This is a genomic window from Pantoea sp. sgz302252, from assembly GCF_047713085.1.
GTDB lineage: Bacteria > Pseudomonadota > Gammaproteobacteria > Enterobacterales > Enterobacteriaceae > Scandinavium.
Genome location: NZ_JBLFJW010000003.1, coordinates 19,243 through 44,681 on the forward strand (window position 1 = coordinate 19,243; position 25,439 = coordinate 44,681).

Sequence of the window (25,439 nt, forward strand, 5' to 3'; positions counted from 1 at the left end):
TTACCAGGTATGGATATCTTTCGCCGTATCCGTCATGTAGCGAACGCCACTGATGGTCGGCAACAGTTGGTTGATCAGGCGGTTCCAGCGTGCGACCGGTGCGGTGGTGACATACACCACGTCATACGGCTGCAGCGTGAAGTTGGTTGCCATGACCAGCGAAGTCGCATCAGACATATCAAGCTGATAAACGTTGGCAATCTTGCCGCTCTTGTCGTCCTTCAGTGGACGAATCACAAAGATGCCGCTGGCGTTCGAGGTGGTCATATCGATGCCTTCGGCCTGGCCCAGCGCCTCGGTCAGCGTCATGCCGCTGAAGTCCATTTTGAGGGTGCTTTGTTTCTTCACTTCGCCCATCACGAACACTTTCAGGTCGTCATTGCGCGGCACGAACAGAATGTCGCCCGGATACAACAGGCGGTTCTGGCTCAGGTCGCCGTTTTGCATCAGCGCCTGCAGCGAAATACGCTCTTCCTTCCCGTTGTGCGTCAGCACCACGTTGCGCCAGTCAGCCAGATCGGTCATGCCGCCCGCGGAGTTAATCGCATCCAGTACAGTCAGCGGGACGTTGGTAATGGCCTGCTGGCCGGATTTATTCACCTGCCCGGAAACATAGGCTTTCTGAGAACGGAAGGCAGCAACGTTGACGTCGACCTGCGGGTCTGTGATGTAAGCTGCCAGGCGGCCGGTGATCACGCTACGGATTTCAGACAGCGTTTTGCCCGCCACCTGCACTCGCCCAATGTAGGGATAGAAAATCGAACCGTCCGGCTGAACCCAGTTACCGGTATCGCTTGAACTGCGATATTGCCCGGCGGGTGTCGTCAGTTCCGGGTGATCCCAAACGGTGACGCTCAACACGTCGCCTGCGCCGACACGATACTGATAATTGCTTAACTCCTGATCCAGCGACACATTCGGTTGCGCTACGTTTGGACGTGGTCGCAATTGTTCAATCAGTCGCGGGGTCAGCGGATAAACATTCACCATCCGGTCGATGTCAAAATCAGCATCCTGCTGCTTAATCACATCTTTACCGTAGGTAGACATATTGCTGCCGGGAAGGACAGTACAACCACTCATCAGGATTGCAGACACCAATAATGGCATCAATTTCAGTTGGGATTTCATCATTGATTATTTATCACTTTGGCAGAGAAATGATCCTGTGCGAATAAAACAAACCGGAATGCATTCCAGTCATTTACATTGAGCATGCCGTTAACCGAAACGAAATATAACTGGCATCATTCCTAAAAAATTTTATTCACATGTCAGCATGTTGACAGAATAATCGAGGCTGATTAATGGCCTTCGGGCACGCTACCGCCCTTGGCTTTCAGTTACCAATTCACTGTTTAATCATGAAATTATTGTCGATTTGATGACCAGAGCCATAGCGGAGCTTTCACCATACATACCGCATAGCTTTTCTTTGAGAGAACCTCATTTATTAAGCAAAAAAAGACCAGACAATATTCATTTATGCTATCGAATTGTTGCAGCAATATCTATATCAGACAAGGAACCCTTGGATACCAGCGGCATTTTTCGGATAAAGATTAAGAATGCACACTTATTTTTAGGATTTTCTTTATATTGACAATAAGGGATATTGCTCAATCATCAAAAAACAGATTTATGAATTAAAAAAACAAAATAATTCATCCCAGAAACAATAAGGATATATTCTGACTGATAAAAAATTCATTTTAAGATTATCCTCAGCCTATATTGCAATTTTACTTCTCATTATCCATGATCTTATTGTGATATTAGCCATATTGCTGAAGGTGTTAAATGACATATGGAATGGATTGCCGATCCATTCCTCTGGATGAGAAACGTGAATCTCACACCATTGCGGGCTTGCTGATGGAACATCTCCAGCGTATTCCAACTGCGGGTGAAACAGTGGAGATTGACGGGTTCACATTGAAGGTGCTGAGCGTTGAAAATCACCGTGTGCAGAGAGTGCAGATTATCCCGCCGGTGCAGGAAGAGGATGCGTTGAATTACGAAGTTTGATGGGATGCCCGGTGGCGGCTTTCGCCTTACCGGGCCTACATTTTAGGTTTTGTAGGCCCGCGCAAGCGAAGCGCCGCCGGACAACAACACCCGGCGTGAAGGTTGATTACATTTTCTCTAAAAACTTCTTCAGGTCTTTCCCGCTCTGGCTGTTCTGATTTTTATCAGCCCAGGCTTTCAGGCGGTCTTTCGCTTCATTCTGCAGTTGATTACGTAACACCTGATCCACTTGCAGGCTGTAATTGAGCGCCGTCCATTTGCCATAAACACGCAGCGGGATGGCCGTTTTCTTCAGGGTGTCAATCAGCTTACTTTCGCCCTGCCAGCCTTCAAGCACACGAACGTTGAAGCGAACATCGGCTTCTTCTTTGAGCAAATCGAGTGCGCCCTGCCCATCCAGAGAGATCATGGCAGAACTGCCGGACATTTCGCTGAGCTTCATTTGCCCCTGGTCTAGCGTCATGGCGGTCTCGAAGTTATCCAGACGGGTGGCGCTGTCGTAATTCTCTTTGGCCTTCACGTTGGTGCTGCGCTCAACGGCTTGTTGCACCAGCTGCTGGAAGTTCAGCCCTTCTGCTCGCGAATCCTTGAGTTGAAGTTGGGCATCGCCCTGCCAGCTTCGGCGGAAATTATCCGCATCAATTTTATCGCCGCTGAAATTGCCTGTTAACGACAGCTTACCGGTCAGATCGATAGGATAATCAAAGGCCTTCAGCAGGGTGCCAATTTCGATATTGTCGAGCTTCGGCGCAAATTCGGACACCGGTGTATCACCGCGTGCATCCAAAGAGCCCGGCAGCGACATCGTGCCTGCATCGAGCTTGCCTTGCAGCTTCGCCACTTTCAGCAAACCAAAATCATTGCTGGCCTGAACATCAACGCCGGTGAAGTTCATCCCTCGCCAAAGGATTTGGTTCGCCGCAAGGCTAATATCAGCGCTGTAACCGCGCAGACTGCTGTAGTCGGGCTTTGAATTGCCTTCAGCAATGATCGGACGCTGTTGACGCGGCTGGCTTTGCCCTTGCTGACTGGCGCTGGTGTTATCCGCCGGGCTTGCCTCGGACAACAGATTATCCAGGTTCAACTTGTCGGAGCGAAGATTGAGCTGCCAGACAGGTTTATCCGCAAGCGTCACGCTACCCGCACCGCCCAGTGAGCTGTCATTGGCGGTCAGTTGCAGATTGCTGAAGCTCAATGTTTTCTGGTCTTCCTGCCATTTCGCTTGCAGAGAGCCCTGCCCTGCAATGCCCTGGCTCGGCAAATCCGCGCCCTGCAATTGCCAGGTCACGTTTTCAAGCGTTGCCGTAAGCTGGTGCGGATAGTCACCGGCATCCACCTGAGCATTAAAGGAGAGATTCAGATCGCGCTGATCGCGATTAACACGCCCGGAGAATTCAACGGTCGCCTGATAATGATCGTCCTGCTCCATTTGCAGCTTGATATCACGAACTGTGATCTGCTCGTCGCCTTCATGCTGGAAAACCAGCACGCTATCAGCCACCTGCAAACGTGAGATGTCAAAAGACCAGCCTTTGTCTTCCGGTGCCTGAGGCAGCGTATTTTCACGCGGAGCTACAGGGGCCTGAGTATCTTTAACCGCTTCGGTTTGTGGCGTCAGTTCAATGACCGCGCCTTTAAGCATCACCTGCTTAACCTGCAGCTGATGAGAAAGCAGCGGGAGCAATGCGACATCGAGGCGCATGTTATCCGCTTTCACCAGTGGCGCTTGTGCACCAGGCTCGGTGAGCGTCATGCGCCCCGAAAGGATGCTGAGCTGCGGCCAGACGTGCCAGCGCAGGGGGCCATCAAGCTTGAGCTGATAGTCACTGCGTTCAGCAACCTGACGCACCAGGTAATCACGAAAATCATTCGGATTCACCAGCAGCACCAGCGCCGAAAGACCAGCGACAATCACCACCAGCAGGATCATCAGCGTTGTCAGCAAACGTCTCATGGTTTCTCCGGCCTCTGCGCCACGTCAGTCTTTGTCGATACGGCTGGCAACCGCACCTTGCTGATCGCGGTATTTTGCGTCTTCGCGGCGGTTGTAAGGACGCGCTGCCGGGCCGGACAGCGGTTCAAAACTGAGGGCACCGATGAGCATGCCCGGACGCAGCGCCAGCGGCAGCTTGCCCGAGTTATAGAATTCCAGCACGATGCAGCCAGACCAGCCTGGATCGATGCGGTGCGCGGTGACGTGAACCATCAGGCCCAGACGCGCGAGGGAAGAACGGCCATCCAGCCAACCGACGAGATCGGCTGGAATGGTGACAGATTCTAATGTGACGGCCAGCGCCAGTTCACCCGGATGCAGGTAGAAAGCTTCGCCTTCGGCCAGCACTATTTCTTCGCTCATGACTTTGTCGAGCGCCGCGCTCACTTCCGCTTTGGGGCCGCTAAGGTCGATAAACGCCGCGGTGTGTCCGCTGAACGTCCGGAATTTATTCCCGAGGCGGACGTCAACCGTGGCGCCGTTAATACGCTCGACAGGAGGACGAGGGGAAATCGCCAGACGGCCTTCATCCAGCCAGGCTTCAATATCTCGGTCACACAGACGCATGCGCTATCTCCTTTGATGCATCATGCCCGGCTGATGCCGGGCCATCACTGCACAGTACCTAATTCAGGGGAATTATTCAAAAAACTGACTGATTTTGGCCTTGAGGATATCAATCGCGATGCGGTTTTTACCGCCGCGCGGGACAATAATATCCGCGTACTGTTTTGACGGTTCAATAAACTGCAGGAACATGGGGCGAACCGTTTTCTGGTACTGGGCCATCACCGAATCCATTGAACGGCCGCGTTCATTGACATCACGTTTGATACGACGCATCAGACAGATGTCCAGCGGGGTGTCAACGAAAATAGAAAAGTTCATCTCTTCGCGCAGACGGGCATCCGTCAGCAGCAAAATCCCTTCGAGAATAATGACTTTCTTCGGCTTGATATGGACCGTCTGCGGCATGCGGGTATGTTCCACATAGCTGTACACCGGCAGTTCAATCGCTTCGCCGCGCTTCAGCATTTGCAGGTGCTGATACAGCAAGCTGTGGTCCATTGCGCTCGGATGGTCATAGTTGGTTTTGACACGGTCTTCCATCGACAGATGACTTTGGTCTTTGTAATAGCTGTCTTCAGGGATCACGCCAATGTGCTCATCACCAACCTGTTCACGTAATTCGCGGTAAAGCGTGCTGGAGATGAGACTTTTACCCGAAGCCGATGCGCCGGCGATGCCTATAATGACGCACTGATGAGACTTATCAGTCATAAATTTTTGCGACCTGATTAACCTGGATGAGAGGAAGGGTGGCGCCAGAGCGCCAAACGCGGCAATTATAGGGATTTCCCCCTTGCGATACCAGTCGAAAACAACATTCACGCGAGTTGGCGCAAAAAGTGACTCTTGCCAAATTAAGATGCTCACTTTTCCGACTGTTAAGGCGATTTTTGTCCCGCTTCGCTCATTAATCTCTCAATGCTGTTAAATTAATGAACAGATGCCATAGGAAATGTAAATCGTTTGTACTAGCATGATCCCATTTATCATCCTAATGAATTCAGGCCAGTTCCTCGCACATTCCTCGCGGGAAAGCCCTGGCGGAAGCGGTTAATGAAGATACCTGAAAAACGAGCGTCCGGTACACCCACTCATCCTTTATTGCGTATGGTCAGCCTTGGGCTACTGACATTCATTTTCACCCTTTTCTCGCTCGAATTGACGCGTTTTGGAACTATTCTGGCACCGGTCTGGTTCCCGACCTCGATCATGATGGTCGCGTTTTATCGTCATGCCGGAAAGATGTGGCCGGCCATCGCGATTGTCTGTTCGCTGGGAAACATTCTGGCCTCACTGCTGCTGTTCCCTGCCAGCTCGCTGAACGTCATTTTTACCTCAATAAACCTGGTCGAGGCGGTCATCGGTGCACTGTTACTGCGTAAATTCTTGCCCAGCTATAATCCGCTGCAAAATCTGCATGACTGGGTTCGTCTGGCGATGGCCAGTGCGGTGGTACCGCCCTTAGTAGGCGGTGCGCTGGTGATGATCTTCTTCCCGGGTGATAACTGGCTGCATACCGTGCTGGTGTGGGTGTTATCGGAAGCGATTGGCGCGCTGGCATTGGTGCCACTGGGCCTGCTGTACAAAAACCACTACCTTAACCGTCACCGTAATTCTCGCCTGCTGTTAGAAACGTTACTGACGCTGGCTGTGACGCTCGCGTTGAGTGCGATGGCGATGCTCTGGCTACCATGGCCATTCACCTGCATTATCGTTCTGCTGATATGGAGCGCCGTCCGCCTGCCGAGGATGGAAGCCTTCGCCGTATTCCTGATCACCATCATGATGGTGTCGCTGATGATGGTGACCAATCCTGTGCCGCTGAACACCCCTCAGGCTTTCGCGCTCAGCAATGCGCCGTGGCTGCCGTTCCTGATGATGCTGTTGCCTGCCAACGTGATGACCATGGTAATGTACGCCTTCCGCGCAGAGCGGAAACACATTACCGAAAGTGAAGAACGGTTCCGTAACGCCATGGAGTATTCCGCTATCGGCATGGCGCTGGTCGATACCGAAGGCCAATGGTTGCAGGCCAACAAGGCGCTGTGCAAGTTCCTGGGGTATTCTCAGAATGAACTGCGCAACATGACCTTCCAGCAGCTGACCTGGCCGGAAGACCTGGAGAACGATCTGGCGCAGCTTGAGCAACTGATGAACGGTGAAATCAACACCTACACCATGGAGAAGCGTTACTACAATCGCAAAGGCGATGTTATCTGGGCGCTGCTGGCGGTCTCGCTGGTGCGTCACGCCGACGGCACCCCGCTCTATTTCATTGCCCAGATTGAAGACATCAACGATCTGAAGCACACCGAATGGGTGAACAAGCGCCTGATGGAGCGCATTACGCTCGCCAACGAAGCAGGCGGGATCGGCATCTGGGAGTGGGAGCTTGAGCCAAACCTTATCTCCTGGGATAAGCGCATGTTTGAGTTGTATGAGATCCCTTCACACATCAAACCGACGTGGCAGCTTTGGCACAATTGCCTGCTGGAAGAAGATCGTGAGCAGGCGGAACGCGTTATCCGCAACGCTCTCAGCGCCCGTTCCCCGTTCAAACTTGAGTTCCGTATTCAGGTGAAAGAAGGCATCCGGCATATTCGCTCGCTGGCTAACCGGGTGTTGAATAAACAAGGCGAAGTGGAGCGCCTGCTCGGCATCAATATGGACATGACCGAGGTGAAACAGCTCAACGAAGCCCTGTTCCAGGAGAAGGAGCGTCTGCATATCACGCTCGACTCCATCGGCGAAGCGGTGCTGTGTACGGATGTCGACATGAACGTCATCTTTATGAATCCGGTCGCCGAGAAAATGAGCGGCTGGACTCAGGAGCAGGCGATGAAACAGCCGCTGCTCAACGTCCTGCGCATCACCTTTGGCGATAACGGCCCGCTGATGGAGAACATCCACAGCGGCGATATGTCACGCACGGATATCGAACAGGACGTGGTGTTACACTGTCGCAACGGCGGCAGCTACGATATTCACTACACGATCACGCCGCTCAGCACCCTCGACGGGCAAAATATCGGTTCGGTACTGGTTATTCAGGATGTTACTGAATCCCGTAAAATGCTGCGCCAGCTTAGCTACAGCGCCTCTCACGACGCACTGACCCATCTGGCTAACCGCGTCAGTTTTGAAAACCACCTCAAGCGCCTGCTGCAGACCGTACAGGAAACCCATCAGCGTCATGCGCTGGTGTTTATCGATCTCGACCGCTTCAAAGCGGTGAACGATACCGCAGGCCATGCGGCGGGCGATGCGCTGCTGCGTGAACTCTCGGCAATGATGCTCAGTATGCTGCGTACCAGCGACGTGCTCGCCCGTCTTGGCGGCGATGAGTTCGGGCTGCTGCTGCCGGATTGCAATGTGGAAAGCGCTCGTTATATTTCCGGGCGAATCATTCAGGCCATCAACGACTACCACTTTATGTGGGAAGGCCGCTTGCACCGCATCGGGGCCAGCGCCGGGATAACGTTGATTGACGAAAGCAACAATCTGGTTTCTGAAGTGATGTCACAGGCGGATATCGCCTGTTACACCTCGAAAAATAACGGACGCGGCATTGTCAGCGTTTATGAACCCCAGCAGGACCGACTGCATCAGCAGCGCAGCATGATGTCGTTAGACGAACAATGGCACATGATTAAAGACAACCACCTGGTACTAATGGCACGTGGCGTCGCCTCCCCTCGCGTACCGGAGGCCAGTAATTTCTGGTTGCTGTCGTTGCGCTTATGGACCAGCGAAGGCGAGATGGTGGAAGAACAAGCTTTCCGCAAAGGGCTAGCCGACCCGGAACTCATTCACGCACTGGACCGCCGTGTGTATCAGGAATTTTTCAACCGCTGGGCAAGTAGCGTTGCGGCCCGCGGGATAAGCATCACCTTGCCACTTTCCGCTTCAGGCCTGACGAGCCCAACGCTGGTGCAAGAGTTGCTCGACGGATTGAACGAAAGCGGCATGCCGGCCCGTTTGCTGTATCTGGTGATTGCCGCCGACAGCCTGATGCAATCTGGCGTTGCGGAAGGTCTGGCCCAGCTCAGAAAAGCAGGCTGCAAAATTATCCTCAGCCAGGTTGGACAGGATCTGGAGTTGTTCGACCCTATCACGGCAGGAACTGCAGACTACATCATGCTTGATCCGGAGATTATCGGGAATGTCCACGCAAGCCTGATGGACGAAATGATGGTCACCATTGTGCAAGGGCACGCTCAGCGTCTTGGGATGAAGACTATCGCCGGGCCGTCGAACCAGGCTCTGATGATGGACACGCTCTCCGGTATCGGCGTGGATTTACTCTACGGCGACACCATTGCCCACAGCCAACCGCTTGAGCTAATGCTCAGCACCAGTTATTTCGCTATCAACTGATCCCCTGCCCGTCGCTGTCGCGGCGGGCCTTGCCGTTTTAACTCCTCCTGCGATTTACAAAATCTAACCATTATCCTGCTAACCAATTTATCTTTACATGTAATATACAAATGATTAACAAACAATCCTTCCCCGGCGACAGGCACTGTCGAACTTCTTGCCCGCACACCACCTGATTGCCCCGGTCGTCTGACGTACTGTTTTCTCAGGACAATGATTATGACCTCACCTTTTAGCTGGACTGCTACTCAAAAACACGTCGCTGTCGCCAGTTTTTCAAGCTGGATGCTCGACGCCTTCGATTTCTTCATTCTGGTCTTTGTGTTAAGTGACCTCGCCAACTGGTTTCATGCCTCGGTCTCTGAGGTGTCGATAGCCATTATGCTGACGCTCGCCGTCCGCCCCATTGGGGCGTTGGTATTTGGGCGTATGGCGGAAAAATTTGGCCGTCGCCCTGTTCTGATGCTCAACATTCTGTTCTTTAGCATCTTCGAACTGCTGTCGGCCTGGTCGCCGACCTTTGCGACATTCCTGGTCTTGCGAGTGCTGTATGGGATAGCGATGGGCGGGATTTGGGGCGTGGCGTCGTCACTGGCGATGGAAACCATTCCGGATCGTTCCCGTGGGCTGATGTCAGGGATTTTTCAGGCAGGCTATCCCTGTGGGTATCTTTTGGCGTCGATCGTCTTTGGCCTGTTTTACTCGACCGTCGGTTGGCGTGGGATGTTCCTGATAGGCGCCCTGCCTGTTTTCCTGCTGCCCTACATCTGGTTCAAAGTGCCGGAATCCCCGGTATGGCTGGCCGCTCGCGAGCGTAAAGAAAGCACTTCCCTGCTGCCGGTGTTACGCAGCCACTGGAAACTGTGCCTCTATCTGGTATTGCTGATGGCGTGCTTCAATTTCTTCAGCCACGGCACGCAAGATCTCTACCCCACCTTCCTGAAAGTGCAGCACGGATTTGACCCGCACACCGTGAGCCTGATTGCTATCAGCTATAACATCGCCGCGATGCTGGGCGGCATCTTCTTTGGCACGGTATCGGAAAAAATTGGCCGTAAAAAAGCGATGATCATTGCCGCTTTCCTGGCGCTGCCCGTGTTGCCACTGTGGGCGTTTTCAACCGGCTCGTTCAATATCGGGCTGGGCGCCTTCCTGATGCAGTTTATGGTTCAGGGCGCGTGGGGCGTGGTGCCAACCTATCTTAACGAACTGGTTCCGGCGAATGCTCGCGCGGTGCTGCCGGGGTTCGTTTATCAGTTAGGGAATTTGCTGGCCTCGGTGAATGCCACGCTGCAGTCGCGTATAGCGGAAGCGAATGGCGGAAACTATGGCATGGCGATGGCGTTAGTGGCCGGTACGGTGGCCATTCTGATTTGTCTGTTCGTCGCTTTTGGTCGAGAAACGCGTGGCGTGGTTATCTCCGGGCATCAGCCTCAGGGTTCTGCCCGGGAACAGCACACGCATTAGTCAGGCTGAAAACCGTCGCTATACCAGATGTGCAGCAACGCGTAGGAACGCCAGGGTTGCCAGCGTTCGGCATAGCGACGGATTTGCGCGGGCGTCATGCCGGCAAAACGCTGCTTAATCAGATAATCGTCTGGCAGGAACACGTCTTTCGCCTGCCAGCCGCGCAGGGCAAAGTAATTGGCTGTCCAGCGGCCAATGCCCGGGAAGGTTTGCAGATGTTTCATCGCCGCTTCCACATTGTCGGGTGGCAGCAAAGGAAGCGCCCCGGAGAGTGCCGCCTGTGCCAGATGAATCAGTGATTCCGCCCTTTTAACCGGCATACCCAATGCTTTCAGCGCCAGTGGGTCGGCCACTGCGATCTGTTCCGGCGTGGGGAAACACACCATATCTGGCGCTTCCTCAAGCGGTGTACCGTACAATTTCGCCACCCGGCTGGTGAGTTTGGCGGCCATCGCAACGCTAACCAGTTGGCCCAAAATCGCCCTGACGCCCTGCTCGAAAGGGTCAACACAGCCAGGCAGGCGTAACCCCGGCCTTGCCGCGGCCAACTCACCAAGCGCCATAGAAATCTGCTGCGGGTCACAGCGTAAATCGAAAAGTTGCTCCAGTTTCGCGAGACACTGCTCTTTTACCGGCAATAATCCTTCGGACAAACTCACCGCCAGCGTTGACGTTTCAGGGTTCGGCGTGGCCCGGATAATGCCGCGATGTGGCCCCAGCGCGAACGAGCGAACATAGGTGTCGCCTTCGAAACGTTCAACGCCCTCAACGGTACGGCCTTCAAGAAAACCAAACATCCAGGCCCAGTCATACGGGGGCTGCCAGGCTAAACTCAACATTGTTTCTCCTCGGTAAGTCACTACAGGATAACCGCTTCGTGCCTTTCTCGCCTTGCTTTCATATTGTGACTTGTCGCCCAGGCCACATTCGGCTAAAGTCGTCGCCCTTTCTTCACTGGCATGGGGAATTTTAAGGTGTTTATTGGTTTTGACTACGGAACAGCTAACTGTTCAGTTGCCGTCATGAAGGGCGATTCGCCTCAGCTTTTAACGCTGGAAAACGGCAGCACCTTGCTGCCCTCAATGCTGTGCGCCCCGACGCGCGAAGCGGTCAGCGAATGGCTTTATCGCCAACACGATGTGCCTGCGACCGGGGATGAAACAGAGGCCCTGTTGCGCCGCGCTATCCGCTATAACCGCGATGAAGATATCGACGTGCAGCGTAACAGCGTGCAGTTCGGCCTCTCGTCATTGCGTCAGTACATTGATGACCCGGAAGAGGTTTACTTCGTTAAATCCCCGAAATCGTTCCTGGGTGCCAGCGGCCTGAAGCCGCAGCAGGTTGCGCTGTTCGAAGATTTGGTCTGCGCCATGATGTTGCATATCAAGCAGCAGGCCGAAGCTCAACTGCCTGAAGCCATCACTCAAGCTGTGATTGGCCGCCCGATCAACTTTCAGGGACTGGGCGGTGACGACGCCAACGACCAGGCACAAGGTATTCTGGAGCGAGCGGCAATGCGCGCCGGTTTCCGCGATGTGGTGTTCCAGTACGAACCTGTCGCTGCAGGCCTCGATTTCGAAGCGACACTCACGCAGGAAAAACGTGTGCTGGTCGTCGATATCGGTGGCGGAACGACCGACTGCTCCCTGCTGCTGATGGGCCCGCAATGGCGTTCGCGTCGCGATCGCGAAGGCAGCCTTCTTGGACACAGCGGCTGTCGCGTGGGTGGTAACGATCTGGATATTGCGCTGGCTTTTAAATGCCTTATGCCTTTACTCGGCATGGGGGGCGAAACAGAAAAAGGGATTGCCCTGCCGGTGCTGCCGTGGTGGAACGCAGTGGCGATAAACGATGTTCCGGCACAAACGGATTTCTACAGCACGGCGAATGGCCGAATGTTACGGGCTCTGGTGCGTGATGCGCGCGAGACCGACAAAGTTACGTTGCTGCTGAAAACGTGGCAACAGCGTCTGAGCTATCGTCTGGTTCGCAGTGCGGAAGAGAGCAAAATCGCCCTCTCCGACAAGACCGAAATCACCACGACTCTGCCGTTCCTTAGCCCGACTCTGGCGGCGGATATTGATCTGATGGGCCTCGAAAACGCGTTGAATCAGCCTCTGACCCGCATTCTTGAGCAAGTGCAACTGGCGCTGGATAATGGCCAGGAAAAACCTGACGTGATTTACCTGACAGGCGGTAGCGCGCGTTCACCGTTGATCAAAAAAGCGTTAGCCCAGCAGTTGCCGGGGATTGAGATTGCCGGTGGCGATGACTTTGGTTCTGTAACGGCAGGTCTGGCTCGCTGGGCGCAGACTCTTTTTGCCTGAAATCGCGATCCTGCTCGAAAAGCGAGGATTGACTTCGCTGCTTTTTCAACCTAACGTAAAGGGTAAAGGGCGAGGAGGGATTTCTCCCCCCTCTGGTCTCTTAGTAAGCTGGTAGGCTAATCACTAAGAGAATGACCAGTATGATGACTAACTTCATCATAACCCTTTTTCCTTTTATCAAGCCCCTTCGTCAGGAGGGGCTTTCCTGTTTTAGCCCCTTGCTAACTTCCTTATCAGCCAGACATTCAGCATGAATGCGGCTGGCGATGACTTTACCTCGCCACTTTCAAACCCGCTTACTTTTCATCCGCTTTTACGAGGAGCCTCGTAAAACACCCAGGCATTCAGACGTTTCCAGACAGTCTTTCATATTTCCTCCATTATTCCGGGGGGTTCCGTTACTAAACTAGTATCATTCGGTGAAAGGTTTCAGGACGAGATACGTATAACGATGAAAGGCAGCAATAAATCGCGCTGGTTACTAGCGCTGGGTGTCGTGGTTGTGGCGGGTGCCGCGGTGTTTTACTGGCACAGTCGCGGTGCGTCTGATAACGGTGCATCCACCGCCACGACTCAGGCGCCTAAAGCAGGCGGAGGCCGTCATGGTGGGCGCTTTAGCGGGGCGCTTGCGCCTGTTCAGGCAGCCACCGCCACCAGCGAGGCCGTCCCGCGCTATCTGACCGGACTCGGGACAATCACCGCTGCTAATACCGTCACAGTACGCAGTCGCGTCGATGGTCAGCTTTTAGCGCTGCATTTCCAGGAAGGTCAGCAGGTGAAAGCAGGCGATTTACTCGCAGAAATCGATCCCAGCCAGTTTAAAGTTGCCCTGGCTCAGGCACAGGGCCAGTTAGCGAAAGACAACGCCACGCTCGCCAATGCCCGTCGGGATTTGTCTCGTTACCAGCAACTGGTCAAAACCAACCTGGTGTCACGTCAGGAAATGGACACCCAACAATCTCTGGTCACCGAAAGTTTAGGCACCGTCAAAGCGGATGAAGCCGCCGTCGCCAGCGCTCAGTTGCAGTTAGACTGGACGCGCATCACCGCGCCGATTGACGGACGTGTCGGCCTGAAACAGGTCGATATCGGCAACCAGATTTCCAGCAGCGACACCACCGGTATTGTGGTGCTGACCCAAACCCACCCTATCGATCTGGTATTCACGCTGCCGGAGAATGACATCGCCACTGTCGTGCAAGCCCAGAAAGCGGGGAAAAGCCTGACGGTCGAAGCCTGGGATCGCACCAACAAACAGAAGCTCAGCAGCGGTTCGCTGTTAAGCCTCGATAACCAGATTGACGCCACCACAGGCACCATCAAGCTGAAAGCACGCTTCGATAATCAGGACGACGCGCTGTTCCCGAATCAGTTCGTTAACGCGCGGATGTTAGTCGACACCGAGCAAAATGCCGTTGTGATCCCCACCGCCGCTTTACAAATGGGTAATGAAGGCAACTTTGTCTGGGTGCTGAACGATGAAAACAAAGTCAGCAAACACATCGTGGTAGCGGGCATTCAGGACAGCCAGAAAGTCGTTATTAATGCAGGGCTTTCCGCGGGTGACAAAGTAGTAACCGACGGGATTGACCGTCTGACCGAAGGCGCGAAGGTCGAAGTTGTCGAAGCGCATAGCGCCGCAGCGGAAAAACCTGCCGCAGAACAGAGCGGTAAAAAAGGAGCTCGCTCCTGATGCAAGTCTTACCTCCTGGCAACACAGGCGGCCCGTCCCGCCTGTTTATTCTGCGTCCGGTTGCCACCACGCTGATGATGATAGCCATTTTGCTGGCGGGGATCATCGGCTACCGTTTTCTGCCTGTCTCTGCCCTTCCCGAAGTGGATTACCCGACCATTCAGGTGGTTACGCTCTACCCTGGTGCCAGCCCGGATGTGGTGACTTCATCCATCACCGCCCCGCTTGAACGCCAGTTTGGGCAGATGTCTGGCCTGAAACAGATGTCTTCCCAAAGTGCAGGCGGCGCGTCCGTCGTGACGTTGCAGTTCCAGCTTGAGCTGTCGCTGGATGTCGCTGAGCAGGAAGTGCAGGCCGCGATTAACGCCGCCACCAACCTGTTGCCGAGTGATTTACCGAACCCGCCGGTCTACAGCAAAGTGAACCCGGCGGACCCGCCAATCATGACCCTGGCTGTCACCTCCAGCGCCCTGCCGATGACGCAGGTTGAAGACATGGTAGAAACGCGTGTCGCGCAGAAAATTTCGCAAGTCTCTGGTGTCGGCCTCGTCACGCTGGCGGGCGGTCAACGCCCTGCCGTTCGCGTAAAACTCAATGCTCAGGCCATCGCCGCGTTGGGTCTTACCAGTGAAACTGTCCGCACAGCGATCACCAACGCCAACGTTAACTCGGCAAAAGGCAGTCTCGACGGCCCTACCCGCGCGGTTACGCTGTCTGCTAACGATCAGATGCAGTCCGCCGAAGAGTATCGCAACCTGATTATTGCTTATCAGAATGGTGCGCCCGTGCGGCTTGGCGCTGTGGCAACTATCGAGCAAGGCGCTGAAAACAGCTGGCTTGGTGCGTGGGCTAATAAGCAGCAGGCGATTGTGATGAACGTCCAGCGTCAGCCTGGGGCCAACATCATCGCCACCGCTGACAGCATCCGTCAGATGTTGCCGCAGCTCACCAGCAGCCTGCCGAAATCCGTGCAGGTCAAAGTGCTGTCTGACCGCACCAACAACATCCGCGCGTCCGTCAGCGACACACAGTTCGAACTGATGCTGGCGATCGCCCTGGTGGTGATGATCATCTACGTTTTCCTGCGTAACATCCCGGCGACCATTATTCCCGGCGTCGCCGTGCCGCTGTCACTGGTCGGCACCTTTGCGGTGATGGTGTTCCTCGATTTCTCGATCAACAACCTGACGTTGATGGCGTTAACCATCGCCACCGGCTTCGTGGTCGATGATGCGATCGTGGTGATTGAGAACATCTCGCGCTATATCGAAAAAGGCGAGAAACCGATGGCGGCGGCACTGAAAGGCGCTGGCGAAATCGGCTTCACCATTATCTCGCTCACCTTCTCGCTGATTGCGGTGCTGATCCCGCTGCTGTTTATGGGCGATATCGTTGGTCGCTTGTTCCGTGAGTTTGCGATAACGCTGGCGGTGGCGATCCTGATATCCGCCATCGTCTCGCTCACCCTGACGCCGATGATGTGCGCCCGCATGCTGAGCCACGAATCGCTGCGTAAACAGAACCGTTTCTCGCGTGCCAGCGAACGCTTTTTTGAGCGGGTCATTGCCGCCTATGGCCGAATGCTCGCCAAAGTGCTGAATCACCCGTGGCTGACGCTGGGCGTGGCGCTGAGCACGCTGGCGCTGTCGATTCTGCTGTGGGTCTTTATTCCCAAAGGCTTCTTCCCGATTCAGGACAACGGCATTATTCAGGGCACGCTTCAGGCACCACAATCGGCCTCGTTCGCCAGCATGGCGCAGCGTCAGGAGCAGGTTTCTGAGATCATCCTGAAAGACCCGGCGGTTGAAAGCCTGACTTCGTTTGTCGGCGTGGACGGCACCAACCCGGCGCTGAACAGCGCCCGACTGCAAATCAATCTTAAACCGCTTTCTGACCGTGACGACCGCGTGCAGAAGGTGATTCGTCGTCTGCAACATGCCGTCGACAGGGTGCCAGGCATCGAGCTTTACCTGCAACCGACGCAAGACTTGACCATCGACACCACTGTCAGCCGCACACAGTATCAGTTCAGCCTGCAGGCTAACTCGCTGGATGCGCTGAGCGAATGGGTGCCGCAACTGATGGCGAAACTGCAAACCTTGCCACAACTGGAAGACGTCAGCAGCGACTGGCAGGACAAAGGCCTTGCGGCTTACGTGAACGTCGACCGCGACAGCGCCAGCCGTCTGGGCATTAGCATGGCGGATGTCGATAACGCGCTGTACAACGCCTTTGGTCAGCGTCTGATTTCGACCATTTATACGCAGTCGAACCAGTATCGCGTGGTGCTGGAACATGACACCAGCGAAACGCCGGGGCTGTCGGCGCTGGATAACATCCGCATCACCAGCAGCAGCGGCGGTATCGTGCCGCTCAACGCCATCGCCAAAGTGGAAGAACGCTTCACGCCACTGTCCATCAACCACCTCGACCAGTTCCCGGTGACCACCATTTCCTTTAACGTGGCGCAGGATTCCTCACTCGGCGATGCGGTGCAGGCGATCATGGATGCAGAAAAAACGCTGAACCTGCCGGTAGATATTCGTACTGAATTCCAGGGCAGTTCACTGGCGTTCCAGGCCGCGCTGGGCAGCACCGTCTGGTTGGTTGTGGCTGCTGTGGTGGCGATGTATATCGTGCTCGGCATTTTGTACGAAAGCTTTATCCACCCCATTACCATTCTCTCAACACTGCCAACCGCAGGCGTCGGCGCATTGCTGGCGCTGTGGGTTTCCGGCAGTGAACTGGACGTTATCGCTATCATCGGCATCATTCTGCTTATCGGCATCGTGAAAAAGAACGCCATCATGATGATCGACTTTGCGCTTGCCGCAGAACGCGAACAGGGCATGCCGCCGCGCGAAGCCATCTATCAGGCTTGCTTGCTGCGTTTCCGTCCGATTCTGATGACCACGCTGGCAGCACTTTTGGGTGCACTGCCGTTAATGCTGAGTACCGGGGTTGGCGCAGAATTACGCCGTCCATTAGGCATTGGTATGGTCGGGGGTTTGCTGGTCAGCCAGGTGTTAACGCTGTTTACCACCCCGGTGATTTATCTGCTGTTCGACCGTCTGTCGCTGTACCTGAAAAGCAGACTGCCGTCGCGTGAAGAGGAGGCGTAAGTGAAGTTTTATGCCCTCTTCATTTACCGCCCGGTGGCGACGATTTTAATCTCGCTTGCCATCACCCTGTGCGGCGTACTGGGCTTCCGGCTGTTGCCGGTGGCTCCGTTGCCGCAGGTGGATTATCCGGTGATCATGATCAGCGCCTCTCTGCCAGGCGCTTCACCAGAAACCATGGCTTCTTCGGTGGCAACGCCGCTGGAACGCTCTCTGGGTCGCATCGCCGGGGTCAACGAAATGACATCGATGAGTTCCCTTGGCAGCACGCGCATCATCTTGCAGTTCGATTTTGATCGCGATATCAACGGCGCTGCTCGTGACGTACAGGCAGCTATCAATGCAGCTCAAAGCTTGTTGCCGACAGGAATGCCAAGCCGCCCAACCTATCGCAAAGCGAACCCGTCAGATGCGCCAATAATGATCCTGACGCTCACCTCGGATACTTATTCGCAGGGCGAGCTGTATGATTTTGCGTCCACACAGCTGGCGCAAACCCTTTCCCAGATTGACGGCGTGGGCGATGTCGATGTGGGCGGCAGTTCTCTGCCCGCGGTTCGTGTTGATTTAAATCCTCAGGCGCTGTTTAACCAGGGCGTATCGCTCGACGATGTGCGTTCAGCCATCACCAGTGCCAACGTACGTAATCCTCAGGGTGCGATTGAAAGCAGTTCTCAGCGCTGGCAGCTCGCCACCAATGACGAGCTGAAAACGGCAGCAGAATATAAGCCGCTGATTATTCATTACAACAACGGTTCCGCCGTTCGCCTGAGCGATGTCGCGAACGTCATCGACTCCGTGCAGGACGTGCGCAACGCGGGGATGACCAACGCCAAGCCGGCGATTTTGCTGATGATCCGCAAGCTGCCGGAAGCCAACATCATCCAGACCGTCGATGCTATCCGCGCCAAATTACCGGACCTGAAAGAGACCATCCCGGCCTCAATTGATCTGCAGATTGCTCAGGATCGTTCCCCGACCATTCGCGCCTCACTCGATGAGGTGGAACAAACGCTGATCATCTCCGTCGCGCTGGTGATCCTGGTGGTCTTTTTGTTCCTGCGTTCAGGCCGAGCCACGATTATTCCTGCCGTTGCCGTACCGGTATCGCTTATCGGCACGTTTGCCGCCATGTATCTCTGCGGCTTCAGTCTCAATAACCTGTCGTTGATGGCGTTGACCATCGCCACCGGCTTTGTGGTCGATGATGCGATTGTGGTGCTGGAGAACATTTCACGCCATCTGGAAGCAGGGATGAAACCGTTGCAGGCGGCGCTTCAGGGTAGCCGTGAGGTCGGGTTTACCGTGCTGTCGATGAGCGTTTCACTGGTCGCCGTTTTCCTGCCGTTATTGCTGATGGGCGGTCTGCCCGGCCGTTTACTGCGCGAGTTTGCCGTGACGCTTTCGGTAGCGATTGGGATTTCACTGGCGGTATCGCTCACGCTCACGCCAATGATGTGCGGCTGGATGCTGAAATCTTCCCGTCCGCATCAACCGACGCGTAATCGGGGTTTCGGCAAGCTGCTGGTCGGCATGCAGCAAGGCTATGGCAAATCGCTGAAATGGGTGCTCAACCACGCACGGCTGGTCGGTGTGGTGTTGCTCGCCACCATCGCGCTTAATGTCTGGCTGTACATTTCCATTCCGAAAACGTTCTTCCCCGAACAGGACACCGGCGTGGTGATGGGCAATATTCAGGCCGATCAGAGCATTTCTTTCCAGGCGATGCGCGGCAAGCTGCAGGACTTCATGAAAATCATTCGTGAAGACAAAGCCGTGGATAACGTTACCGGCTTTACCGGCGGCTCGCGCGTGAACAGCGGGATGATGTTTATCACCCTCAAGCCGCGCAGTGAACGTAACGAAACGGCCCAGCAGGTCATTGACCGTCTGCGTAAAAAACTCGCTAAAGAACCCGGCGCAAACCTGTTCTTAATGGCGGTGCAGGATATTCGCGTCGGCGGCCGTCAGGCCAATGCCGGGTATCAGTACACCCTGCTTTCGGACAATCTGGCGGATTTACGCGAATGGACGCCAAAAATCACCACCGCGCTGTCGAAGCTGCCCGAACTCGCTGACGTGAACTCGGACCAACAGGACAACGGTGCGGAGATGGATTTAGTCTATGACCGCGAAACCATGGCGCGGCTGGGGATTAACGTTGAAGCCGCGAACAGCCTGCTGAACAATGCCTTTGGTCAACGGCAGATTTCGACCATCTATCAGCCGCTGAACCAGTACAAAGTGGTGATGGAAGTCGACCCGGTGTATACCCAGGACATCAGCGCGCTGAACCAGATGTTTGTCATCAACAGCGAAGGCAAGGCCATCCCGCTCTCTTACTTTGCGAAATGGCAACCGGCCAACGCGCCGCTGTCGGTGAACCATCAAGGGCTTTCTGCGGCCTCAACCATCTCATTCAACTTGCCGACCGGAAAATCGCTGTCGGAAGCAAGCGCGGTGATTGACCGCACCATGACGCAGCTTGGCGTGCCGCAAACCATCCGCGGCAGTTTTGCCGGCACCGCGCAGGTGTTCCAGCAAACCATGAACTCGCAGGTGATCCTGATTATCGCGGCGATTGCGACGGTCTACATCGTGCTCGGCATTCTTTATGAGAGCTATGTTCACCCGCTGACCATCCTCTCGACGCTGCCTTCCGCTGGCGTGGGTGCCTTGCTGGCGCTGGAACTGTTCGGCGCGCCGTTCAGCCTGATTGCCTTAATCGGCATCATGTTGCTGATAGGCATTGTGAAGAAGAATGCGATCATGATGGTCGATTTCGCCCTTGAGGCGCAGCGCAACGGCAATCTGCCGCCGGAAGAAGCCATTTTCCAGGCCTGCCTGCTGCGTTTCCGCCCGATCATGATGACCACCCTCGCCGCCCTGTTTGGCGCTCTGCCACTGGTGCTTTCCGGGGGCGATGGGTCTGAATTACGCCAACCGCTCGGCATTACGATTGTCGGCGGTCTGGTGATGAGCCAACTGCTGACGCTGTACACCACGCCGGTGGTGTATCTGTTCTTCGACCGCCTGCGGTTGCGGTTTACGCGTAAATCTCGTCAAACGGTGATTGAGTAACTATGGAAGAACTGCCCGCCAGCGTGCGCTGGCAACTGTGGATTGTGGCCTTCGGCTTCTTTATGCAGGCGCTGGACACCACCATCGTCAATACCGCCCTCCCCTCGATGGCGAAAAGCCTGGGGGAGAGCCCGTTACATATGCATATGGTCATCGTCTCCTACGTGCTGACAGTGGCGGTGATGTTGCCTGCCAGCGGCTGGCTCGCCGACCGCATCGGCGTGCGCAACATTTTCTTCACGGCCATTGTGCTGTTTACAGCAGGATCGGTTTTCTGCGCACAGTCCAACACGCTCAATGAGCTGGTGATGTCACGCGTCTTGCAAGGGATTGGCGGCGCGATGATGGTGCCGGTCGGCAGGCTGACGGTGATGAAAATTGTGCCGCGTGACCAATATATGGCGGCGATGACCTTCGTCACTATTCCCGGTCAGGTCGGCCCGCTGGTTGGCCCGGCGCTGGGCGGTATTCTGGTGGAATACGCTTCGTGGCACTGGATTTTCCTGATCAACATTCCAGTCGGCATTATTGGCGCTATTGCCACATTGTGGCTAATGCCGAATTACACCATGCAGACCCGACGCTTTGATATTTCAGGGTTTATCCTGCTGGCGCTCGGCATGGCAACGCTGACGCTGGCACTCGACGGCCAGCGTGGGCTGGGCATCACGCCGTGGATGCTCGCCCTGCTGGTCGCGGTCGGCGTGCTTTCCCTGCTGTTTTATCTCTGGCATGCACGCGGCAATGACAATGCGTTATTCAGCCTCGACCTCTTCAAAAACCGTATTTTTTCACTGGGGCTTTCAGGCAGCTTTGCCGGACGCATCGGCAGCGGCATGTTGCCGTTCATGACGCCGGTGTTCTTACAGATTGGCCTTGGTTTTTCGCCCTTCCACGCGGGCTTGATGATGATCCCGATGGTGATGGGCAGTATGGGCATGAAACGCATTGTGGTGCAGGTCGTGAACCGCTTTGGCTATCGCCGGGTGCTGATCACCGCCACGCTCGGCCTGGCGCTTATCAGCCTGCTCTTTATGGCAACAGCGCTAATGGGCTGGTACTGGCTGCTGCCAGTGGTACTGTTCCTGCAAGGAATGATCAACTCCAGCCGCTTCTCATCGATGAACACGCTGACGCTTAAAGAGCTGCCGGACGATCTCGCCAGCAGCGGCAACAACATGCTGTCGATGGTGATGCAGCTTTCAATGAGTATTGGCGTCACCGTGGCAGGTTTACTGCTGGGCCTGTACGGTCAGCACCATATCAGCGTCGACAGCGCCGTCTCGCATCAGGTCTTTTTGTACACCTATCTCAGCATGGCCGTAATCATTGCGCTCCCGGCGCTAATTTTTGCCCGTGTGCCCGACGACATCAGTAAAAACGTGATTATCGCAAGACGCAAAAGGAGCGAGCCGTGAAATTCTGGCGCCCAGGTATTACCGCGAAGCTTTTCCTCGCTATTCTCGCCACCTGCATTGTGCTGCTGATCAGCATGCACTGGGCGGTGCGCCTGAGTTTTGAGCATGGCTTTATCGATTACATCAAGCGAGGAAACGAGCAGCGCCTGCAAATGCTGAGCGACGCGCTGGGCGAGCAATACGAAACGCACGGCAACTGGCAATTCCTGCGTGGCAACGACCGTTTTGTGTTCCAAATCCTGCGCTCCTTTGAACATGATGGCCCGGACGATAAGCACGGAGGCCCGTCAGGCCCGGGGCCGGGAATGCCGCCACACGGCTGGCGTACACAGTTTTGGGTTGTCGATCAGAATGCCAAAGTGATGGTCGGCCCACGTTCCCCTATTCCGCCAGACGGCACACGCCGTGGCATCATGGTAAACGGGGTTGAAGTCGGCGCGGTGATTGCCTCGCCGGTTGAACGCCTGACACGGAATACCGATATCAACTTTGATCGGCAGCAACGCCGCACCAGTTGGTTGATTGTCGCCCTTTCCACCCTGCTTGCCGCGCTGGCGACGTTCCCGCTGGCTCGCGGATTACTGGCTCCGGTCAAACGGTTGGTGGAAGGCACGCATCGTCTTGCGGCGGGTGATTTTTCGACGCGCGTGGATTCGACAGGATCCGACGAATTGGGCCGACTGGCGCAGGATTTTAACCAGCTGGCCAGCACGCTTGAACGCAATCAGCAGATGCGCCGCGATTTTATGGCTGATATCTCCCACGAGCTGCGAACGCCGCTGGCGGTGCTGCGCGGCGAACTGGAAGCGATTCAGGATGGGGTAAGGAAATTCACACCGGAATCCGTAGCTTCACTTCAGGCCGAGGTCGGCACCCTGACGAAATTAGTGGACGACCTGCATCAACTGTCGATGTCCGATGAAGGTGCGCTGGCCTACCAGAAAGCCCCGGTCGATCTCATCTCGCTCATCGAAATGGCCGCCGGTGTTTTCCGTGAACGCTTCGCCAGCCGTGGACTTAGCCTGAACCTCAAACTGCCGGAAAGCGCCAACGTCTTTGGCGACCGTGACCGCCTGATGCAGCTCTTCAACAACCTGCTGGAAAACAGCCTGCGCTACACCGACAGCGGCGGCCAGCTGCAGATTTCAGCCGAAAAAGCGCAGCATCACATCACGCTGTCGTTCTCTGACAGCGCCCCTGGCGTCAGTGATGAGCAACTGGAAAGGCTGTGCGAACGCTTCTATCGCACGGAAGGCTCGCGAAATCGGGCCAGTGGCGGCTCAGGATTAGGGCTCGCCATTTGCGTGAATATTGTGGCGGCGCACGGCGGCTCCCTTCGCGCCGGGCATTCGCCTTTTGGTGGGGTAAGCATTAAAGTAGAGTTACCTCTGGACCGCGATTTACCGGGAAATGTATGACCGAGCTACCGATTGATGATAAAACCCCGCGCATCCTGATTGTTGAGGATGAGCCCAAGCTTGGGCAGCTGTTGATTGATTATCTGCTGGCCGCCAACTATGCGCCGACGCTGATTAATCACGGAGACAAAGTGCTGAACTTTGTGCATCAGTCGCCGCCGGACCTGATCTTGCTGGACCTGATGCTGCCAGGCACTGACGGCCTGACCTTATGCCGCGAAATTCGCCGCTTCTCGGAAGTGCCGATTGTGATGGTGACCGCCAAAATCGAAGAGATCGACCGCCTGCTGGGGCTTGAAATCGGGGCGGATGATTACATCTGCAAGCCATACAGCCCGCGTGAAGTCGTGGCGCGAGTGAAGACCATTCTGCGTCGTTGCCGCCCACATCGCGAGCTGCAGGTGCTGGATGCCGAAAGCCCGCTGATTGTCGATGAAAGCCGCTTTCAGGCCTCGTGGCGTAACAAGGTGCTGGATTTAACACCGGCGGAATTCCGCCTGCTGAAGACCCTTTCCCAGGAGCCGGGGAAGGTGTTCTCCCGCGAGCAGTTGCTGAATCACCTTTACGATGATTACCGCGTGGTCACCGACCGCACCATCGACAGCCACATCAAAAACCTGCGCCGCAAGCTGGAGGCACAAGATGCCGAGCAGTCGTTTATCCGCGCGGTGTATGGCGTGGGTTATCGCTGGGAAGCGGATTCCTGTCGCCTGGCATGATGGGGTGATGGCCAATAGGCTGCCGAAATTTATGCATATAAAGCAGCAGTGGAATCGTTCCGTTCACTATGAGTCCATTGCTACTCTGTTATCCCCGCAGCGGTGAACGTGCTAAGGGAATTCACCGCCATTCCCTTACATTATTCGGCCCATCCATGGGCCGAATATTGTGCAAAGCACCGGTTTCATTCGCGGGGTCGCAGGGATTGACAAGGGAGACGCGAGAGTCTCCCTTGTCCCGTTCACGTGCAGAGAAAGTTGAGGTGATTGCAGGTCATAAAGTGAACGGAACAGTGCTCTGTACAGCATTCAATGAAAATGGCAGGGGATTCCCCCCAAGCGACTAGTTATAGCTAAAATTAATCACCGCAGTAGCATTGGCATTACCCGATGTCACAACAGGCAACGTTTGATAATAGGCCGCCGAAATCGAGAGTTTATTATCAAGCGCACTCATGCCGTTGTTCCAGACCACGGTTGATTGCTCGACATTCCAGTTCCGGTTAGCGTCCGGGGTTAGCGCTAGCGCAGTATTCAGCGGCGTGGCATCGCTGGAATAATAAGGCACACCATCAACCTTCAGCGCTGTTTTCAACAGCACGCCCACTCCTTTTGCCGTGCTGGCGTCCGTTGGCGCATTCAGACGAATAGCATTTGAACCCGGCTGATCGGGGTCTGACTGCGCGGCAAGGGTCATCGTCATTTTTGTCCCTGCTACGCAGTCGAAGGTTAATTCGCGGGAGTCGGAGTATGGCGTGGTGTAACCCACATGAGTAAACTCCCCAAGCTGCCTCTCACCCAGCGCCAGTAGCAGCGAAGAGGTATTCACATTGCAGCCGGGCGTACGCAAGTTGACCTGAACATCGTTGGAACTGTAGAGATCGGCGATAAATGCAATCTCGCTATTTCCTCCCATTCGTGGGCCAATAACATAACGCGCCAGCCGCCCGCTGACACCAAGAGGAGCATTGGTAGGCGCAATACCTGTCGCCACAAGCGTTAACCTTATTTCAAGATTGCTAAAATAGCCATTGGTATAAAAAAGGGTGTTAGTCGAAGATCCCCACGTCCAGGCGGCAGTGTCAGAATAGTTATACGTCGTGTAAAAGCGGTCAGAAGGTACAAAATCATTGCTGGCGGGTTTCATTTCTATTTTTAATGCCACTCCGGGGTTATTGGTTTGAAACACTCCATCGTCTGTCGTATTTTGCCGTGTTGTACCAAGATAG

16 protein-coding genes and 1 pseudogene are annotated in these 25,439 nt (G+C 55.0%); 10 read left to right on the top strand and 7 right to left on the bottom strand.

What is annotated here, in order from left to right; all coding sequences use genetic code 11:
- Positions 1–1,134, bottom strand: coding sequence for a polysaccharide export protein (locus tag ACLW56_RS03270; protein WP_330982395.1), 1,134 nt, complete (start codon positions 1,132–1,134; stop codon positions 1–3).
- Positions 1,135–1,827: 693 nt separating this feature from the next.
- Here ACLW56_RS03270 and ACLW56_RS03275 point away from each other — a divergent pair.
- A pseudogene (locus tag ACLW56_RS03275) lies at positions 1,828–2,028 on the top strand (transporter associated domain-containing protein); the annotation flags it as partial.
- Between the two features lie 106 nt (positions 2,029–2,134).
- On the opposite strand, the gene asmA reads toward ACLW56_RS03275, so the two are convergent.
- From asmA to udk, 3 genes are all read right to left on the bottom strand, one after another.
- Positions 2,135–3,982 carry an outer membrane assembly protein AsmA gene (asmA, locus tag ACLW56_RS03280; RefSeq protein WP_330982396.1) on the bottom strand — a complete coding sequence of 616 codons (1,848 nt, stop codon included), beginning with the start codon at positions 3,980–3,982 and terminating at the stop codon, positions 2,135–2,137.
- Positions 3,983–4,006: 24 nt separating this feature from the next.
- Positions 4,007–4,588 carry a dCTP deaminase gene (gene dcd / locus ACLW56_RS03285; RefSeq protein WP_330982397.1) on the bottom strand — a complete coding sequence of 194 codons (582 nt, stop codon included), beginning with the start codon at positions 4,586–4,588 and terminating at the stop codon, positions 4,007–4,009.
- A 72-nt stretch (positions 4,589–4,660) separates the two neighbouring features.
- Positions 4,661–5,302 (bottom strand): uridine kinase, encoded by a 642-nt coding sequence (gene udk, locus ACLW56_RS03290; RefSeq protein WP_312627665.1) that lies wholly within the window; start codon positions 5,300–5,302, stop codon positions 4,661–4,663.
- 342 nt (positions 5,303–5,644) lie between these two features.
- Between udk and ACLW56_RS03295 the strand changes: the two genes are divergently transcribed.
- Together ACLW56_RS03295 and ACLW56_RS03300 are read left to right on the top strand one after the other, a co-directional pair.
- Entirely contained in the window at positions 5,645–8,968 is a 3,324-nt protein-coding gene (locus tag ACLW56_RS03295; protein ID WP_330982398.1) for a diguanylate cyclase, read from the top strand.
- Between the two features lie 219 nt (positions 8,969–9,187).
- Positions 9,188–10,435 carry an MFS transporter gene (locus tag ACLW56_RS03300; RefSeq protein ID WP_330982399.1) on the top strand — a complete coding sequence of 416 codons (1,248 nt, stop codon included), beginning with the start codon at positions 9,188–9,190 and terminating at the stop codon, positions 10,433–10,435.
- Here ACLW56_RS03300 and alkA read toward each other — a convergent pair.
- The gene (alkA, locus tag ACLW56_RS03305; RefSeq protein ID WP_330982400.1) at positions 10,432–11,274 is read right to left on the bottom strand and encodes a DNA-3-methyladenine glycosylase 2; all 843 of its coding nucleotides are present in this window, start codon (positions 11,272–11,274) and stop codon (positions 10,432–10,434) included. The genes ACLW56_RS03300 and alkA overlap by 4 nt on opposite strands.
- 135 nt (positions 11,275–11,409) lie before the next feature.
- On the opposite strand from alkA, the gene yegD reads away from it, so the two are divergent.
- Entirely contained in the window at positions 11,410–12,762 is a 1,353-nt protein-coding gene (gene yegD / locus ACLW56_RS03310; RefSeq protein ID WP_330982401.1) for a molecular chaperone, read from the top strand.
- Between the two features lie 100 nt (positions 12,763–12,862).
- Here yegD and ACLW56_RS03315 read toward each other — a convergent pair whose 3' ends face one another.
- On the bottom strand, positions 12,863–12,922 hold the full coding sequence (locus ACLW56_RS03315) for a type I toxin-antitoxin system Ibs family toxin (RefSeq protein ID WP_108418456.1): 60 nt from the start codon (positions 12,920–12,922) through the stop codon (positions 12,863–12,865).
- A gap of 291 nt (positions 12,923–13,213) precedes the next feature.
- Between ACLW56_RS03315 and ACLW56_RS03320 the strand changes: the two genes are divergently transcribed.
- The 6 genes from ACLW56_RS03320 to baeR are packed head-to-tail and all read left to right on the top strand — an operon-like array spanning position 13,214 to position 24,210.
- On the top strand, positions 13,214–14,455 hold the full coding sequence (locus tag ACLW56_RS03320) for an MdtA/MuxA family multidrug efflux RND transporter periplasmic adaptor subunit (protein WP_330982402.1): 1,242 nt from the start codon (positions 13,214–13,216) through the stop codon (positions 14,453–14,455).
- On the top strand, positions 14,455–17,577 hold the full coding sequence (locus ACLW56_RS03325; RefSeq protein ID WP_330982403.1) for an MdtB/MuxB family multidrug efflux RND transporter permease subunit: 3,123 nt from the start codon (positions 14,455–14,457) through the stop codon (positions 17,575–17,577). Before ACLW56_RS03320 ends, ACLW56_RS03325 begins: the two co-directional genes overlap by 1 nt.
- Entirely contained in the window at positions 17,578–20,655 is a 3,078-nt protein-coding gene (mdtC, locus tag ACLW56_RS03330; RefSeq protein ID WP_330982404.1) for a multidrug efflux RND transporter permease subunit MdtC, read from the top strand.
- Between the two features lie 2 nt (positions 20,656–20,657).
- Positions 20,658–22,073: an MFS transporter gene (locus ACLW56_RS03335; RefSeq protein WP_330982405.1), complete on the top strand. Its 1,416-nt coding sequence runs from the start codon at positions 20,658–20,660 to the stop codon at positions 22,071–22,073.
- Complete coding sequence (gene baeS, locus ACLW56_RS03340; RefSeq protein WP_330982406.1) at positions 22,070–23,491, top strand: two-component system sensor histidine kinase BaeS; 1,422 nt, start codon at positions 22,070–22,072, stop codon at positions 23,489–23,491. The genes ACLW56_RS03335 and baeS overlap by 4 nt, the downstream gene beginning before the upstream one ends.
- Positions 23,488–24,210 (top strand): two-component system response regulator BaeR, encoded by a 723-nt coding sequence (gene baeR / locus ACLW56_RS03345; RefSeq protein WP_330982407.1) that lies wholly within the window; start codon positions 23,488–23,490, stop codon positions 24,208–24,210. The genes baeS and baeR overlap by 4 nt, the downstream gene beginning before the upstream one ends.
- 343 nt (positions 24,211–24,553) lie before the next feature.
- On the opposite strand, the gene ACLW56_RS03350 is transcribed toward baeR, so the two are convergent.
- Positions 24,554–25,399, bottom strand: coding sequence for a fimbrial protein (locus tag ACLW56_RS03350; RefSeq protein WP_330982408.1), 846 nt, complete (start codon positions 25,397–25,399; stop codon positions 24,554–24,556).
- Positions 25,400–25,439 lie beyond the last annotated feature (40 nt).

Coding starts and splice junctions, on each gene's coding strand:
- ACLW56_RS03270 (WP_330982395.1), bottom strand. CDS start 1,134: ATGATGAAATCCCAACTGAAATTGATGCCATTATTGGTGTCTGCAATC.
- asmA (WP_330982396.1), bottom strand. CDS start 3,982: ATGAGACGTTTGCTGACAACGCTGATGATCCTGCTGGTGGTGATTGTC.
- dcd (WP_330982397.1), bottom strand. CDS start 4,588: ATGCGTCTGTGTGACCGAGATATTGAAGCCTGGCTGGATGAAGGCCGT.
- udk (WP_312627665.1), bottom strand. CDS start 5,302: ATGACTGATAAGTCTCATCAGTGCGTCATTATAGGCATCGCCGGCGCA.
- ACLW56_RS03295 (WP_330982398.1), top strand. CDS start 5,645: ATGAAGATACCTGAAAAACGAGCGTCCGGTACACCCACTCATCCTTTA.
- ACLW56_RS03300 (WP_330982399.1), top strand. CDS start 9,188: ATGACCTCACCTTTTAGCTGGACTGCTACTCAAAAACACGTCGCTGTC.
- alkA (WP_330982400.1), bottom strand. CDS start 11,274: ATGTTGAGTTTAGCCTGGCAGCCCCCGTATGACTGGGCCTGGATGTTT.
- ACLW56_RS03320 (WP_330982402.1), top strand. CDS start 13,214: ATGAAAGGCAGCAATAAATCGCGCTGGTTACTAGCGCTGGGTGTCGTG.
- ACLW56_RS03325 (WP_330982403.1), top strand. CDS start 14,455: ATGCAAGTCTTACCTCCTGGCAACACAGGCGGCCCGTCCCGCCTGTTT.
- ACLW56_RS03335 (WP_330982405.1), top strand. CDS start 20,658: ATGGAAGAACTGCCCGCCAGCGTGCGCTGGCAACTGTGGATTGTGGCC.
- baeR (WP_330982407.1), top strand. CDS start 23,488: ATGACCGAGCTACCGATTGATGATAAAACCCCGCGCATCCTGATTGTT.